Annotated in this window: 14 protein-coding genes and 1 tRNA gene; 1 reads left to right on the forward strand and 14 read right to left on the reverse strand. The window is 62.7% G+C overall.

Annotated elements, in window-relative coordinates:
* Nucleotides 1–81: 81 nt before the first annotated feature.
* On the reverse strand, nucleotides 82–777 hold the full coding sequence (locus E4T66_RS09695; protein ID WP_136848834.1) for a YiaD family glycine zipper/OmpA-like lipoprotein: 696 nt from the start codon (nucleotides 775–777) through the stop codon (nucleotides 82–84).
* A complete protein-coding gene (gene rnr, locus E4T66_RS09700) occupies nucleotides 774–3,080 on the reverse strand; it encodes a ribonuclease R (RefSeq protein ID WP_136848835.1) in 2,307 nt (768 codons plus the stop codon). Before rnr ends, E4T66_RS09695 begins: the two co-directional genes overlap by 4 nt.
* 39 nt (nucleotides 3,081–3,119) lie before the next feature.
* Here rnr and E4T66_RS09705 point away from each other — a divergent pair.
* Nucleotides 3,120–3,204 (forward strand) — tRNA-Leu (locus tag E4T66_RS09705).
* A gap of 149 nt (nucleotides 3,205–3,353) precedes the next feature.
* On the opposite strand, the gene E4T66_RS09710 is transcribed toward E4T66_RS09705, so the two are convergent.
* The 12 genes from E4T66_RS09710 to E4T66_RS09765 all read right to left on the reverse strand — a co-directional run bounded on the left by E4T66_RS09710 (nucleotide 3,354) and on the right by E4T66_RS09765 (nucleotide 16,152).
* The gene (locus E4T66_RS09710) at nucleotides 3,354–4,646 is read right to left on the reverse strand and encodes an adenylosuccinate synthase (RefSeq protein WP_136848836.1); all 1,293 of its coding nucleotides are present in this window, start codon (nucleotides 4,644–4,646) and stop codon (nucleotides 3,354–3,356) included.
* Nucleotides 4,647–4,727: 81 nt separating this feature from the next.
* Nucleotides 4,728–5,723: an ATP phosphoribosyltransferase regulatory subunit gene (locus E4T66_RS09715; RefSeq protein ID WP_136848837.1), complete on the reverse strand. Its 996-nt coding sequence runs from the start codon at nucleotides 5,721–5,723 to the stop codon at nucleotides 4,728–4,730.
* Nucleotides 5,724–5,725: 2 nt separating this feature from the next.
* Nucleotides 5,726–5,917 carry a DUF2065 domain-containing protein gene (locus tag E4T66_RS09720; RefSeq protein WP_136848838.1) on the reverse strand — a complete coding sequence of 64 codons (192 nt, stop codon included), beginning with the start codon at nucleotides 5,915–5,917 and terminating at the stop codon, nucleotides 5,726–5,728.
* Nucleotides 5,914–6,783 carry a protease modulator HflC gene (gene hflC / locus E4T66_RS09725; RefSeq protein ID WP_136848839.1) on the reverse strand — a complete coding sequence of 290 codons (870 nt, stop codon included), beginning with the start codon at nucleotides 6,781–6,783 and terminating at the stop codon, nucleotides 5,914–5,916. The genes E4T66_RS09720 and hflC overlap by 4 nt, the downstream gene beginning before the upstream one ends.
* Complete coding sequence (hflK, locus tag E4T66_RS09730) at nucleotides 6,784–7,923, reverse strand: FtsH protease activity modulator HflK (RefSeq protein ID WP_136848840.1); 1,140 nt, start codon at nucleotides 7,921–7,923, stop codon at nucleotides 6,784–6,786.
* A 172-nt stretch (nucleotides 7,924–8,095) separates the two neighbouring features.
* Entirely contained in the window at nucleotides 8,096–9,406 is a 1,311-nt protein-coding gene (gene hflX / locus E4T66_RS09735; RefSeq protein ID WP_136848841.1) for a ribosome rescue GTPase HflX, read from the reverse strand.
* Between the two features lie 58 nt (nucleotides 9,407–9,464).
* Nucleotides 9,465–9,731 (reverse strand): RNA chaperone Hfq, encoded by a 267-nt coding sequence (gene hfq, locus E4T66_RS09740; RefSeq protein WP_136848842.1) that lies wholly within the window; start codon nucleotides 9,729–9,731, stop codon nucleotides 9,465–9,467.
* Nucleotides 9,732–9,823: 92 nt separating this feature from the next.
* Nucleotides 9,824–10,768, reverse strand: a complete 945-nt coding sequence (gene miaA, locus E4T66_RS09745; protein WP_136848843.1) for a tRNA (adenosine(37)-N6)-dimethylallyltransferase MiaA — start codon at nucleotides 10,766–10,768, stop codon at nucleotides 9,824–9,826.
* 3 nt (nucleotides 10,769–10,771) lie between these two features.
* Nucleotides 10,772–12,625, reverse strand: a complete 1,854-nt coding sequence (gene mutL, locus E4T66_RS09750) for a DNA mismatch repair endonuclease MutL (protein ID WP_136848844.1) — start codon at nucleotides 12,623–12,625, stop codon at nucleotides 10,772–10,774.
* Between the two features lie 144 nt (nucleotides 12,626–12,769).
* Nucleotides 12,770–14,080: an N-acetylmuramoyl-L-alanine amidase gene (locus E4T66_RS09755; RefSeq protein ID WP_136848845.1), complete on the reverse strand. Its 1,311-nt coding sequence runs from the start codon at nucleotides 14,078–14,080 to the stop codon at nucleotides 12,770–12,772.
* Nucleotides 14,081–14,191: 111 nt separating this feature from the next.
* Entirely contained in the window at nucleotides 14,192–14,683 is a 492-nt protein-coding gene (gene tsaE, locus E4T66_RS09760; RefSeq protein ID WP_136848846.1) for a tRNA (adenosine(37)-N6)-threonylcarbamoyltransferase complex ATPase subunit type 1 TsaE, read from the reverse strand.
* Complete coding sequence (locus E4T66_RS09765) at nucleotides 14,680–16,152, reverse strand: NAD(P)H-hydrate dehydratase (RefSeq protein WP_136848847.1); 1,473 nt, start codon at nucleotides 16,150–16,152, stop codon at nucleotides 14,680–14,682. The genes tsaE and E4T66_RS09765 overlap by 4 nt, the downstream gene beginning before the upstream one ends.
* Nucleotides 16,153–16,181 lie beyond the last annotated feature (29 nt).

The following is a 16,181-nucleotide window of genomic DNA, read 5'->3' on the forward strand; positions in this document are numbered from 1 at the left end:
GTGCCGCTTTCGGCGGCTCACAAAAAGTTCGCCCCCGCGCTGGCGGGGGCGACTGATCACAGATGGGCGCAATTCAGGCGCTTATGAGCCCAGATACGGCGGCGGCGCCCAGGCCTGCTGTTCCTGACCTTCAATCACCGGTTTGATGATGATGTCGACGCGACGGTTGCGGGATTCGGCAACGCCGTCACCGGTCCGCACCAGCAATTCGCGCTCGCCACGGCCTTCCTGGCGGATACGCGTGCCTGGCAAGCCCTGGGAGCTCATGTAGCTGGCAACCGATGCCGCGCGGCGCTCGGACAAGCTCTGGTTGTGCGCGTCGCTGCCAGTGGTATCGGTGTGGCCGACGACGTGAATCACGGTCTTGTCGTAGGTCTTGAGCACGTTGGCGATCTTGGCATAGGTATTCATCGCCTCCGGACGGATCTGCGCGCTGTCGACGTCGAAGCTGACGTCGCTAGCGATGCCGATCTTCAGCGCGTCACCCGCGATCTGCGTGATCTGCAGCTCGTTGCGTGCCGCTTCGGCAGCCAGCTGCTGATTGAGTTCAGCCTTCTGCTTGTCCATGTAATTGCCAACCGCGCCACCGGCGATCGCGCCGACCACGGCCCCGACGATCGGCGCGCCCTTGGCATGACTGACCTGATTGCCCAGTACACCGCCGGCGATGGCGCCGATCACCGCGCCGGTCTTGGCGCGCTGGTTCGGGTCATCGGTAGCACAGGCGCTGAGTCCGCCAATCACCGCCGCACACACTGCCACGCGAAATGCCTTCATGTTCGTTTCCCCTTGTTCCGGTTTCGATTACGTCTGGATTCTGACGGCTTGCGCTGAATTGTCGATGAATGCGCGGTGACCTGCACCAGCTCGAGATCGATTTTACGCTCGTCCAGATTGACCCGGACAAGTCGAATGCGAACTCGGTCGCCCAGCGAATAGACCGTCTTGCTGCGGCTGCCGACCAGACGGTGCGAGCGGGCATCGTGCTCGTAATAGTCGTTGCGCAATGACGAAACGTGCGCCAATCCTTCGATGAACAGTCCGTCGAGCTCCACAAACAGGCCGAACGGCACAACGGCACTGATTGTTCCGTCAAACTCTTCCCCGACGCGGTCGCTCATGAACTCGCACTTGAGCCAGGTCGTGACATCGCGCGTCGCCTCGTCCGCGCGGCGCTCGGCCATCGAGCAATGTGCGCCAAGCGTGACAAGCTTTTCGTGGTCGTAGACAAAGGTTTTGGGCTTGCGCTTGGCCAGCGCATGCTTGATTCCGCGATGCAGCATCAGATCTGGGTAGCGCCGGATCGGCGAGGTGAAATGCGCGTAATGCGTCAAAGCCAGGCCGAAATGCCCGATGTTGTCCGGGCTGTACCGCGCCTGCATCATCGAACGCAGCATCACCGTCTGGATCAGACCCGCATCCGGGCGCGCGCGCGCGGCGTCAAGTGTCTTGCTGTAATCCTTGGCGGTCGGCTTGTCACCGCCGCCCAGGCGCAGGCCGCGCAGCGCCAGAAACTCGCGCACTGCGCTGAGCTTGAGCAGATCCGGCGACTCATGCACGCGGTACAGGTTCGGCACCTTCTGCTTGTCGACGAACTTGGCCGCCTCGACATTGGCGGCCACCATGCATTCCTCGATCAGACGGTGGGCCAGATTGCGCTGAACCGGGACGATGCGCTCGATCTTGCGAGTGTCGGAAAACACGATCCGGGTCTCGGTCGACTCGAACTCGATCGCTCCCCGTTTGGAACGCGCGGCGAACAGCGCGTCGAAGACGTCGTTGAGTGTCTGCAGGTGCTTGAGCAGGCCCGGACGCTTCTTCGCCGCCTCCCCCTGCGGCTCGGCCAGCATGGCGGCGACATCGTCGTAGATCAGCCGCGCTTTCGACCGCATCACCGCCTCGTAGAAGCGCGACTTGGCCACTTCGCCGTCCGGCATCACCCGCATCTCGCAGACCATGCACAGGCGATCGACGTCAGGATTGAGCGAGCAGAGTCCGTTCGACAGCTTCTCCGGCAGCATCGGAATCACCTGCTGCGGAAAATAGACCGAGGTCGCGCGGCGGAACGCCTCCTTGTCCAGCGGAGAATCCACCACGACGTACGACGAGACGTCGGCAATGGCGACCCACAGGGTCCAGCCCTTGCGCTCGGCACGCGCATGCACGGCATCATCGAAATCGCGCGCGTCGGCACCATCGATCGTCACCAGCGGCAGCTCACGCAGATCCTCCCGGCCGACGATCTGATGCGGCATGACGGTGTCTTCCAGCACCCCGACTTCACGCTCGACTTCGACCGGCCAGGTATTCGGCAGGCTGTGCGCACGAATCGCCGCCTCGATCTCCATCCCCGGCGCCAGATGTTCACCGAGAATCTCCGCAACCTTGCCGACCGGCAAGGTGCGACTGCCCGGCGGCGTGACGATTTCCGCGACCACCATCTGGCCGTGGCGGGCGCCGCCCATGTGCTCGGGCGGAATCAGCAGATCCTGCTGCACCCGCGGGTTATCGGGAATCACGTAGCTGACGCCCTGATCGACGTGCAGGCGTCCGACAATGCTGCGGCTGACCCGCTCGATCACGTCAACCAGCACGCCCTCCGGCCGCCCCTTGAAATCGGTCCCGACAACGCGGACCAGCGCGCGATCGCCATTCATCAGCGAGCGCATCTGCCGTGGCGGCAGGAAGATGTCCTTGCCACCCGCTTCCGGAATCAGAAAGCCGAAACCATCCCGATGCGCCTGGATACTGCCGGCGATCAGATTCATCTGGGTCACCGGGCCGTAAGCGCCGCGGCGGTTCTGCGCCAGCTGACCATCGCGAACCATCGCCTGCAGACGTCTGCCAAAGGCTTCTTGTTCGGACAGCTTCGTCAGCTCGAAATGACCGATCAGATCATCGAGCGTCATCGGGCCACCTTCGGCAACCAGGACTTCGGTGATCAACTGCCGGCTGGGCACCGGCTCGTCGTAATTTGAAAGCTGCTGTTTGTAGTCAGGATCCTGCTGCTGCCAGCCGGTCGGCTTGGAAGCCTTTGAAGGCTTCTTTCGTGTGTGTTCTGTAGTTGTTTTCTTTTTCATTGACAAAGGTCCAATGCGTCGCCAAAATGCGCGCCCTCAGCCGAGGTGGCGGAATTGGTAGACGCACCAGTTTCAGGTACTGGCGGGTAACACCGTGGAGGTTCGAGTCCTCTCCTCGGCACCAAATGAACAAAAAGCCCGGCCCTGGCCGGGTTTTTTGTGGGTATCACAAAGTCCAAGCATAGCGCTGAGACCTCAGCGCTGTCGCGCAGGCTCGCCCGAGCCGCGACGCCTACTGGCGAACGCGGGGGCGAGCCCTGCAGCGCAGTGGACTCAATCAAACGGATTGCGCAATACGATCGTGTGATCGCGATCCGGCCCGGTGGAAATCACGGCCACTTCCGCTGCCGTCACTTCCTCGATGCGCTTGAGGTAAAGCCGCGCATTTTCTGGTAATTCTTCGTAGCGGGTAACGCCAAAGGTGTTCGACTTCCAGCCTGGCATTTCTTCGTAGATCGGTTCGATCCTGGCATAGCCCTCGGCACCGATCGGCGGCACCTCGACCGGCTCGCCATTGACCTTGTAGCCCACGCACAGGCGAATCGTGTCGAGTTCGTCGAGCACGTCGAGCTTGGTGACGCACAGCCCGGTCACGCTGTTATTGAAAATCGAGCGACGCGCCGCAACCGCATCGAACCAGCCACAGCGGCGCGGCCGCTGCGTCACGGTGCCGTACTCGGCCCCCTTGTCGCGGATGTGCTGCCCGGTTTCGTTTTCCTGCTCGGTCGGGAATGGCCCTGAACCCACCCGTGTGGCGTAGGCCTTGACAATGCCCAGCACGTAGTCGAGCTCGCGCGGCCCCACGCCGGTACCCGTCGCGGCACCGCCCGCGGTCGTGTTGCTGGACGTCACGAACGGATAGGTGCCGTGATCAACGTCGAGCAAGGCGCCTTGGGCGCCCTCGAACAGCACATTGTCGCCCCGGCGCAAATGCAGCCGTAGCAGCTCGGTCACGTCCGCAACCATCGGCCGGATCACTTCGGCGTAGCCCAGCAGCGCGTCCAGCGTCTGCTGGAAGTCGACCGGATCTTCCTTGTAGTAGTTCTGCAGCACAAAGTTGTGATAGCCAAGCAATTCGCCCAGCTTGGCCGCCAGCTGCTCGCGATGGAACAGATCGCCGACGCGCACTGCGCGGCGCGCCACCTTGTCCTCATAGGCCGGACCGATGCCCTTGCCCGTTGTGCCAATCTTGGCATCGCCGCGAGCACGCTCACGCGCCTGATCCAGCTGCGCGTGCACCGGCAGCACCAGCGGCGCCGCTTCGGAAATGTGCAGACGATCGCGCACCGACGCGCCGGTGGCTTCAACTTTTTCGATTTCGGCAATCAACGCGGGCAACGACAGCACGACGCCATTGCCGATCAGGCACTGCACACCCGGACGCATGATGCCCGACGGAATCAGATTCAGCGCCGTTTTGACACCATTGATCACCAGCGTGTGACCGGCATTGTGGCCACCCTGGAACCGCACCACGGCGTGCACCCGATCCGTCAGCAGATCGACGATCTTGCCCTTGCCTTCGTCGCCCCATTGGGCGCCAATAATGACGACGCTCTTACCCATGCTGATGCTCCTGGCGCCCATTGGGGCACTGCCACGCGCTGCGCTGTTCCTGACGAGCAGGTCCACTGAAAATTTGCCTGATCATGTGCGCGCCTCCTCACCCAGACGCAGCAGATCATTCAGGTCAGCTGAAAATCCGGTTGCCGGCCGCGCCGCGCCAAATTCGGCACCGACACCGTCGTAGCGCCCGCCCCGAGCGATCTCGCGACCGTACCCCGGAACGAATACGGCGTAGACCATGCCGGTGTGATAGCGATAGCCGCGCAGTTCAGCCAGATCGATATGGATCGGCAACCGCGGAGAAACTTTCTGCAGCTCGACGACGACGCGCTCCAGATCCGCCAAAGCCGCCTCGACCGCCGTCCCACCCTGGGCCAGCGCCGAACGCGCCCGCGCCAGCACGGACGGATCTCCATTGAGATCCATCAACTCTGCGACCGCCGCGACCGTCTTCGGCTTCAGCCCACGCTGCGACGCGAATTCATCAAGATCCGGATGCGACTTGCGCTGCAGGATGTCGAACAGGGCCGCTTCATCATCGGCACCCAAGCGCAGACGTCCGACCAGTGCGCGATAGATGCCGACATGACCAAGATCGAGATGCGGCTTGCGCACTCCGGCCAGCTTCAGCGTCTTGAGCATCAGCTGCAGTACTTCCAGATCCCCGTCGAGACCCGGCATGCCGAAGATCTCGCAGCCGACCTGGCGCGGTGCGCGGGCTCCGCCCAGAGCGTCCGCCGCAGTACGCAGCACCGTGCCCAGATAGCACAGCCGGACCACCGGCTGATCGGCATAGTGTCGCGCTGCGATACGAGCCGCCTGCGGCGTCATGTCGGCACGCAGTCCGAGCAGACGACCGCTGGCAGGATCGGTGAGCTTGAACGTCTGCTGTTCCAGTCCCTGCGCGGTCCCGGTCAACAAAGCATCGAGATGCTCGATCAGCGGCGGCACGATCAACTCGTACTTCTGCTTGCGATAGCAGTCGAGCAACTTGCGCCGCAGATCTTCCATCTGCCACGACAACGGCGGCAACGCCTCTTCCACCCCTTCGGGCAGCATCCACTTACGTATAGACATAGTCACGAAAAGTGCAGCAGGGCAAGGCCCGCCGCCATGCTAAGAAATCCCAGGACACGCAGACTACGCGCTTCCATCTGCGCGACAGTGAACAGCATGCGACGCCATTGTGACGGTGCGGCGAATGGCAACAATCCTTCGATCACCATGACCAGACCGAGCGCGTGCAGCAGCCCGGACCAGTCCAGATTCACTGCCCGCTGCCGCGGAAATACTTGAAGAACGGGCCGTCAGGCTGCAGCACCAGCACGTCCTGACCACCGCCAAAACTGCTGCGGTAGACATTCAGTGAGCGGTAGAAGCTGTAGAACTCCGTATCCTGTCCGTAGACCCTGGCGTAGATATCCGCGGCTTTGGCATCACCTTCGCCACGCAGTTCTTCGGCCGACTTGTACGCGTTCGCCAGCGTGACCTGCGCCTCACGATCAGCCTCGGCGCGAATCTTCTCCGCCTCTTCGGCACCACGCGCGCGCAGATCCGACGCTACCCGCGCGCGTTCAGCGCGCATGCGATCGTAGACCGACTCGCTGACTGACTGCGGAAGATTGATCGACTTCAGCCGCACGTCGACGATCTCGATACCGAGTTCCTTGACGTTATTGGCGACCTTGCGTTCAAGCTCCTGCATGATCACGTCGCGCTCATCGGAAACTGCCTGCTGAATCGTGCGCGAACCGAACTCGTCACGCAGACCGCGGTTGACGATCGCGGACAGGCGATCCAGTGCGACCAGTTCCTGACCACCGGTCGAACGGTAGTAAGACGCCGGATCGGCAATTCGCCACTTGACGAAGAAGTCGACTTCGACGTTCTTCTTCTCACCCGTCAAAAAGTTCTCTGTCTGATTGTCCAGCGTCAGGATGCGCGAATCGAACTTGCGCACGGTCTGGTAGAACGGAATCTTGGTATGCAAGCCCGGTTCAAACCCAGCCTGCTTGAGCTGACCAACCTGGAACATCACCGCCGTTTCACGCTGATCGACGATAAAGAAGGTATTGCTGATCACAAGCACGGCAAAGACTGCAATTGCCGCCAGAATCATTGGACTGGAGGTTTTCATTTAGCGCCCCCGATCGCGCGAACGCGCAGTGGCCGTATCGTTACCACCCGGCGCAACGGCACCGCTGCGTTGTGGCGTTGACGGTGCGGTGACGTAGTCAGCAGCCGAATCCTGGCGCGGCACCGAATTCTTCAGAATCTGATCCAGCGGCAGGTAGAGCATCTGGCCGCCCTTGTCGACGTCGATCAGAATCTTGCTGGAATTGCCATAAACCGTATTCATCGTGTCCAGATACATGCGCTCACGCGTAATCTTGGGCGCCTTGCGGTACTCGGTGAGCAGCTGATTGAAACGCGCCACGTCACCCTCGGCCTTGGCGACAACCTGATCGCGGTAGCCGGTGGCTTCCTCGACCTGACGCGCGGCGGCACCGCGGGCTCGTGGCAGGCGATCGTTGGCGTAAGCCTCTGCCTCGTTCTTTAGGCGCTGCTGATCCTCACGCGCCTTGATCGCGTCGGCAAATGCCGCTTGAACCGGCTCCGGCGGCTGCGCCTGCTGAAGATTGACCTCGGTCACGAACAGTCCGGACTTGTATTCGTCCATGCGTTCCTGCAGCAGCGTCTTGGTCCGGTCTGCGATCTCCTGACGGCCATCGGTCAGGATGAAGTCCATCTTCGACTGGCCGACGATCTCGCGCACCGACGACTTGGTCGCCTGCCGCATGGTCAGATCGGGGTCAGCCACGTTGAAGACGTAGTCCTCGACCTTGGAGACGCGGTACTGCACCGTCAGTTCCAGATCGACGATGTTCTCATCCTGCGTCAGCATCGTCGCGCGGTCGCGCGTTGCGCGCACCCCGGTCACGTTGACCACCTCTTCCTTCTCGATCGGCCACGGCATGCGCCAACGCAATCCCGGATCGGTGGTGCCGACGTAGTTGCCGAAACGCAAGACCACCGCACGTTCCTGCTCGTCGACCACATAGAACCCCGAGGCGACCCACAGCAATACCAACGCTGCCGCCACCAAACCGAACATGCCGGCCGGCAGGTTGCCGGCGGGGCGCCCACCGCTGCCACCGCGCCCACCGAAGCGTGCGCGCAGGCGTTTCAGCATGGCGTCAAGGTCGGGCGGACCGTCACCACGCTTCGGTCCCTGGTTCCACGGATCGCGACCGGGGCCGGGCTCATTCCAAGCCATTGATTACTCCAGCACTCATGAGAATTCTGTATTTGCTCGTCTGAGATTGTGACGCTCGCCGCTCGCGATGCGGGCCAGTCCGGCCCACAGATCGGAATCGAGAGGTGTCACACGGGTGACTACGATACGCCGTTGTCGGATGCAGCGTTGAATTTTAGCAGCCTGCGGCCGCTTAGGGCGTGCGCTCCCATTCCTCCGGCAGGCGCGCTTCGATCGGCTCGGCAACACCGGCCTCACGGCACAGGCGACACAGCTGGCGCAGGGGCATCGACACCGACAGGTGAAATCGGCCTTCTTCGTCCAGCGACTCCGCAATCACGGCGTGACGCTCGAACAGCTGTGAGCGCAGTCGCGCAGCCCGGGGCGGCACGACCAGTTCGTAGCGCTGCACGGATTCTCGTACGCGCTCGGCAACGGCGTCTTTCAACAATTCGACGCCATCCCCGGTTCGCGCCGAGACAAATACCCGCTGGGCCACACCAAACTCTTCACGTTCGATGTGCGGGATCTCATCTTCGCGCAGGTCGATCTTGTTGAATACCTGCAGGACCGGAACCTCTGCCGCGCCGATCTCTTCCAGCACTGCGCGCACCTGCTCGATCCGGGTCGCGCGCTCGGGGTCCGCCGCATCAACCACGTGCAACAGCAGCGTGGCGTCGCGAGCCTCCTCCAGCGTGGCCCGGAATGCCGCGATCAGATCATGCGGAAGGTCACGGATGAATCCGACTGTGTCTGCCACGACCACCGGATCGCCCCCCGGGAGTTCCAGCCGTCGCACCGTGGTATCCAACGTGGCGAACAATTGGCTCGATGCAAACGTCTGATTTCCAGTCATCGCATTGAACAGCGTCGACTTTCCCGCATTGGTGTACCCCACCAGAGAAATCGTCGGCACCTCGCGCTTGTCGCGCGCAGCGCGCGAGCGCGCGCGGCGCTGTCGCACCGTTTCCAGCTGTCGTTTGAGGGATGCGATGCGATCACGGATCAATCGCCGATCGGTCTCGAGCTGACTTTCACCGGGCCCGCGCATGCCGATGCCGCCGCGCTGACGCTCGAGATGGGTCCAGCCGCGCACCAGCCGTGTGACAAGATGCTGCAACTGTGCCAGCTCGACCTGCAACTTGCCTTCGTGAGAACGAGCGCGCGCAGCGAAGATATCCAGAATCAATCCAGCACGCCCCAGCACCCGCGCCTTGAGCAGACGTTCCAGATTGCGTTCCTGGCTGGGGCTGAGTTCGTGATTGAAGATCACCAGCTCGGCACAGGTGCTCGCCACAGCCTCGGCAATCTCGTCCGCCTTGCCGCTTCCGACGAACAGGCCCGGATCGGGATGCCGTCGGCTGCCGCCGATGACAGCCAGCACCTCGGCGCCCGCAGAACGCGCAAGCTCGATGAATTCCTGGCGGTCGGACTCGAAATCGACGCCGGGGAACTCCAGATGAACCAGGACCGCCTTCTGGCCGGCCTCGGGGCGCTCGAACATCAGCGCCCCGTCAGATTGAATCGCCGCGCGAGGCGGCGACGGTCAAGCGCGTCCGCGTTCAAGAGGTCGCTTCGTCTCCATCAGCGCCTTCGGCACCCGGCGCTTCCGGATCGTAAATGCGCACGGCACGCGCTGGCACGACCGTGGAAATCGCGTGCTTGTAGACCATCTGGCTGACGCTGTTGCGCAGCAATACGACAAATGAGTCGAATGATTCGATCTGGCCCTGCAGCTTGATGCCATTGACCAGATAGATCGAGACGGGAATACGCTCCTTGCGCAGGGCGTTCAGAAACGGTTCTTGTAGAGTATGACCTTTGGACATCGAATTATCCCTGTATTTTATGTTCAGCAGCGAGCGAGCCGTCTTTGAATCTTGGCAAGAGTCGACGGCTGTTGAGTGTAGCATGCAGTAAATCACGCCTGTCTTTCGGCACGCACGATACGGGCCACCACCGACGACAGCAAATCCGGCGCCTCCGGATCGAAAACTTCAGCGTCGGGGTCGGAACGCAACCAGGTCAACTGGCGTTTGGCGAACTGCCGGGTAGCGGCGACGGCGCGGGCCACCGCCTCATCCAGCGTGCATTCGCCGGCCAGATGAGCCCACAGCTGCCGGTATCCGACCGAACGGATTGAAGGAAGTTCCGGCCCCAGATCGCCCCGACGATACAACGCGCGGACCTCATCCAGAAAACCCTGTCGCATCATCGTCTCGAAACGCCGCTCGATCCGGGCATGCAGCACCGATCGCAGCGGCGGGCTCAATGCAAGCGGCAGCAGCTTGAGACTGCCTGCTCCAGATATTGGCTGAGCAAACGCCGCACTGGCCGATACCCCGCTGAGCTCGATGATCTCCAGCGCTCTTTGGATCCGCTGCTGATCGTTCGGGTGCAGCCGCTGCGCCGTCAACGGGTCGAGCCGCTGCAGACGCCGATGTAGCGCCGGCCAGCCGTCCCGCCGCGCCTCAGCCTCGATCCTGGCGCGCACCGCAGGATCCGCCGATGGCAGGTCACTCAGACCGAATCTCAGCGCGCGGAAGTACAACATGGTTCCGCCGACCAGCAGCGGCAAGCGTCCACGACCACGAATCTCATCGACCAGCCGCACCGCGTCGCCGACAAATCGTGCAGCGGAATAGGCCTCAAGCGGATCAAGTATGTCGATCAGGTGGTGCGGTACCGCCGCCTGCTCCGCAGCGTCGGGCTTGGCCGTACCGATGTCCATGCCACGGTAGACTTGTGCCGAATCGACACTGATGATTTCAATCGGGAAGTGTTGCGCTAGGCGAAGCGCCAGCCCCGACTTGCCGGATGCCGTAGGCCCCATCAGCAATACGGCTGGCAGCGCCGTCGGATCCATCACTCAGCGACCCCGCAGGAACAATCGGTCCAGCTCGCCCATACCGACCTGGATCCAGGTCGGGCGACCATGGTTACATTGCCCTGCCATTTCGGTACGTTCCATGTCGCGCAACAGTGATTCCATCTCCGCCAGGCTCAGCTTGCGGTTCGCCTTGATCGCAGCCTTGCATGCGACATCGGCAAGGATGCGTTGCTGCGCTTCCAGCAACTCACCAAAGTGACTCGCGCTCTCACGGCGCTGATCGTCGCCCGCCAACTCCCGCAACAGCTCGATCACGGCCGCCTCGGTCAGCAGCGGAGGAACCGCACGCAGCAACACTGTCTCGGGCCCGCTGCGGTCGAATACGATGCCGTACCGCGCAAGTTCCTCGCGCCGCGCCTCGAGTATTTCAATCTCGTCTTCCTGCAGCTGCAGACGCTGTGGAACCAGCAGGCTCTGCGCGGCGATGCCGCCGCGATCCAGCTCGCCCTTCAGCCGCTCATAAAGAATTCGTTCGTGAGCGGCATGCGCATCGACCAGAACCAAGCCATGGCGGTTCTGCGCCAATACATACACACCTTGCAGTTGCGCCAGCGCATGTCCCAGCGGGAATTCGTCTGACTCGGGCGTCTCGCGGACCGAATCCGAGGCCGACTCTGCAACACCCACTGCGGCTGTCGCCCGCCCAGCCCCTGCACCGAATTCCGCACGTGATTCAGCCAACTGCGTCGACCACGCACCTGACGCGGCAGCGCCGTAGCGAAAACCCTGCTGTTGTGGACGCGCGGCCCAGGCGGGAGTCGACGACGCCGAGCGAACAGCAGGCGCCGCTGTCAAGGGCGAAGGCAATGCGACGTCGTGTGTCGCGCCATCCTGGGGACGCACTCGTCGCAAGAGCTGGTGTACTGCGGCGAATAGCATGTCGTGCACGCTACCGCCGTCGCGGAATCGAACTTCGGTCTTCTGCGGATGCACATTGACATCGACGCTGGCCGGATCGAGCTCGAGATACAGCACATATGCCGGATGATGCGTCGAATGCATGACGTCGGCGAATGCACGGCGCAAAGCCGCGCTCGGCAGACGATCACGTACCAGGCGGCCATTGACATAAAAGAACTGCAGGTCCGCCTGCGAGCGCGCAAAGCTGGGCAATCCCACCCATCCATGCAGACGCATGCCGAGGCGTTGCTCATCCAGCGGCACCGCATGATCCACGAATTCCCGCCCACAAATCTCGGCAAGTCGGGCTTCGCGCCCACTGGCGCTGGCTGCCGGTGCGAACTCCCAGATCCGTCGCTGATTGTGCTTCAGCGCAAATCCGACATCAAAGCGCGATAGCGCAATCCGCTGCATCGCCTGATGCGCCTGACGATATTCGGTGGCTTCGGTCTTCAGAAACTTGCGGCGTGCTGGCGTATTGAAGAACAGGTCACGCACCTCGATCTGCGTGCCCAGTGGATGGGCCGCTGGTATCGGCTCGCCCGAAGCCAGCTGCCCCTCACCTTCAACCGCCCAGGCATGCTCGGCTCCGGCCACGCGCGACACCAGTCGCAGCCGTGATACGGACAGAATGCTGGGCAGGGCCTCGCCGCGAAATCCCAGGCTGCCGACCTGTTCCAGATCCTCGAAACTCGCGATCTTGCTGGTCGCGTGCCGCTGTAACGCGAGGGTCAGCTGATCAGGTTCGATTCCGCTCCCATCGTCACGAATGCGGATCAGCCCGACGCCGCCACGTTCGAGTTCAACCTCGATATGACGCGCGCCGGCATCCAGCGCGTTTTCGACCAGCTCCTTGACCACAGCTGCGGGGCGTTCCACGACTTCGCCGGCAGCAATCTGATTGATCAGCTGATCAGAAAGAATTCTTATCATCGCGAAAGTTTACAGGCCCGCGCCGGCAACCGGCGACGCGGACAGGTCACGGACATGTGCCGTGGATCAGGCGCATTGCAATCCGGAAAGAAATCGGCCCGGACGAGAGCAGGCTCGCCCGGGCCAAATGCACTCCCCACCGAATCAGCGGGAGACGCCTTGGGTAACCGCTGCAGTGTCGCGATTGTCCGCGAGGCTGACGTATTGCAGACCCGGCTCGTTTTCCACCATCTGCTGCTTGGGCCGATAGCTCTGGAAATAGCCGGAAACGCCATCAAAGATCTGACGCGCAAACTTGGCCTGATAGTCCTTGGAGGCCAGCAGCTTCTCCTCGCGCGGATTGGTGATGAACGCAGTTTCCACCAGTACCGATGGAATGTCCGGCGCCTTCAGCACAGCAAAACCAGCCTGCTGGATTTCGGACTTCTGCAACCGATTGACCTTGGACATCGAATTCAGAATGCGGCTGCCAACGTCGAAGCTGGCCTCCATCGTGGCACCCTGCGACAGATCGATCAGAACCGCTGCCAGTTCGTTATCTTTGCCATGCAATTCAACACCGCCCACCAGATCGGCCGCGTTCTCCTTGTGTGCCAGCCAGCGTGCATGCTCGCTGGTCGCCCCGCGATCTGAAAGCACATACACCGCCGTGCCCTCAAGATCACGCCGCGTGAAGGCATTGCAATGCACCGATACGAACAGATCAGCCTGGTTCTTGCGTGCGATGTTGACGCGTTCCCGCAGACCCACGTAGTAATCGCCCTTGCGCGTCAGGACCGCACGCATGTTCGGCGTCTTGTTGATCATGTCGGCAAGATTGCGTGCGATCGCCAGAGCGACATCCTTTTCCTGAAGACCGCTCTTGCCTCGCGCGCCAGGGTCCTCGCCACCGTGGCCCGCATCGACCGCGACGATAATCGGCTTGTCCTTCACTCGCGCAACCACGGCCGGCGGCTGTGCCGTTTCAGCCACGAGGTCCGGCTTGGATTCGACGACCGGAGCAGGTGCAGGCACCTGCACTTCGGTCGCGGCAACAGCTGTTGAATCCGGGGCCGCCATGACATCGGGCTGCAGACCTGGACGCGCCAGATCGACGACCAGGCGATGCCCGTACTCGTCGCTCGGCGGCAACTCGAAATTGTTGACGAACACAGTGGAGGCAACATCGAACACGACGCGGACACCATCGCCACGCGGGCCACTGCGCAGGCGCTGCACCAGCCCCTTGCCTTCGATCCCCTCGATTCGAGCGACTTCCTTGGGCGAAAGACCATCGAGATCGACAACCACGCGGTCGGGATTTGCCAAGGTGAAAACGGTGTAACGCACGTCGTCGCTGAGATCGAACACGATACGGGTGGACTCGGGACCGTCCCACAATCTCAGGTCGCGCAGCTGCGCCGCCCACACGCTGGGCGCCATCATCAGCACTGCAACGACCAGACCCCACCGCATTTGCGCACTCCCTCGGCAATCCAAAAGACTTCTGCGAGCGGAACAGTAGCGCTACAGCGCATCAAATGCAAGAGGCATTCCCCATAACAAACATGGGGATAGGAGACGTTCTTAAACGAACTGGAGAGGTAGCTCCGCAATTTCAGCGATTGCCTTCAGCAATGCCGGCTCCCCGCGCAGCTCCGCCCCTCGCGCACCACCGCGATGGGCCAGTTCAATACTCAGGCGCGCCGCTGGCAGCAGTCCGCCCGCCTGCTCAGGCCACTCGACCAGCCACAAGGTCTGCTCCGGCGGATAGCTGTCGGTACCGAGCTGCCACCACTCTTCCGGATCAACCAGCCGATACAGATCCATATGCAGCACGGTGCCCGCCGCCAGCACGTAGGGCTCCATCAAGGTATAGGTCGGACTGCGAACGATGCCCTCGACCCCAAGCGCATGCAGCAATCCGCGCGCAAAGGTGGTCTTGCCAGCCCCCAGCGGCCCCCTCAGTTCAATCACGCCAACCGGCGCCGCCCTCAGCGCGGCAGCAACCACCGCACCCAGACGTTCGGTCTCAGCGGCATCCGCCAGCGCCATGGGCAGAACTGCCGCCGCCGTCATGGATTCACCAGCATTCGGATTGCCGGCAGCAAATCCGTCGGCAACAAGCCTCGCTCACCGTCGGCTGCTGCCATATCTCCAGCTCGTGCATGGACCAGCATGCCCAGACGCGCCGCCGCCGCGGCATCCAGACCCTGCGCCCGTAGCGCAGCGACAATGCCCGTCAACGTATCGCCCATACCCGCGACGGCCATGCCCGGATTGCCGTAAGGACACACGACCGGACACTCGCCGGATACCAGACTTCCCGCGCCCTTCAGCAGCACAGCACCGCCGTAGCGCTGCTGAAGAGCCTTCACGCTGGCAACGCGGTCACGCTGCACGTCCGCCACCGAGCACTGAAGCAATCGAGCCGCCTCGCCAGGGTGCGGCGTCAATACCCAGTCGTCGCGGCGTCGCGGCAGCCGCGCGAGCAGATTCAGCGCGTCAGCATCAACCACCAGGGCGCGTGCATCTGCAACAACATGCGCGTACAGCGCCCGCGCCCATTCGTCCTGACCAAGCCCAGGACCGAGCGCGACCACGCTGGTACGCTGCAGCAACGGATCCAGCGCCGATGGCTCAGCAACCCCATGCACCATCAGCTCCGGCTGCATTGCGGTCAGCGCCGCAGCATGCTCGGGACGGGTCGCAAGACTGACCAGTCCCGCACCCGCACGCAGCGCCGCGCGACCCGCCAGCAGCGCGGCGCCAGCCATGCCGCAATTGCCCCCAATAATCAGGACATGACCCGAGGCCCCTTTGTGAGCATCGCGCGCACGCCGCCCCAGCGACAACACTTCTGTCGCCTGCTGGAGTTGCGCAATCGGCACCAAGCCATCGTGAACATCCGCCGGCACCCCCAGATCATCAAAACAGCGCTCGCCAGCCACCGCCGGTCCACGCCCGGTCCACAAGCCCAGCTTGTTGCCAATGAAACTGACCGTCACGTCGGCATCGACGCAGATTCCGGGAATCGCGCCAGTGCTGGCATCGAGGCCGGACGGCACGTCGACCGCCAGCACCCTGGCTCCGGCGCGCCGGGCGGCCTTGATCGCCATAATTGCGCGTTCGGCAAGATCGGTTGGAGCGCGCGAAAGTCCGGTACCAAAAACGGCGTCGACCACGCAGTCGGAAGCGGGCACGTCCTGTACAAACGTCTCGGTCAGCCCACCATCGTCGGTCCATGCGGCCGCGGCGCGCTGCGCGTCGCCGCGCAGCGGCATGTCACCGACCTGCAGAACCCGCAGTTCGCACCCGGCGGCACGAGCCAACCGCGCAATTTCGTAACCGTCCCCCCCGTTATTGCCGCCACCGCAGACAATCGTGATCCGCCGCGGGCGACCAAATCGTTCGCGCAGGACTGACCAGCATGCGGCCGCCGCACGCTGCATCAGGAGATAGCCCTCGATGCCGTGACCCTCGATCGCGCGGCGATCGAGTTCACGAACCTGGGCGGCAACATACAATCGCGAATCGAACTGTGGCATGGCGACAGTATAAGAAGCGATGGGCCCGA

This window comes from Sinimarinibacterium arenosum, assembly GCF_005047655.1.
Classification (GTDB): domain Bacteria; phylum Pseudomonadota; class Gammaproteobacteria; order Nevskiales; family Nevskiaceae; genus Solimonas.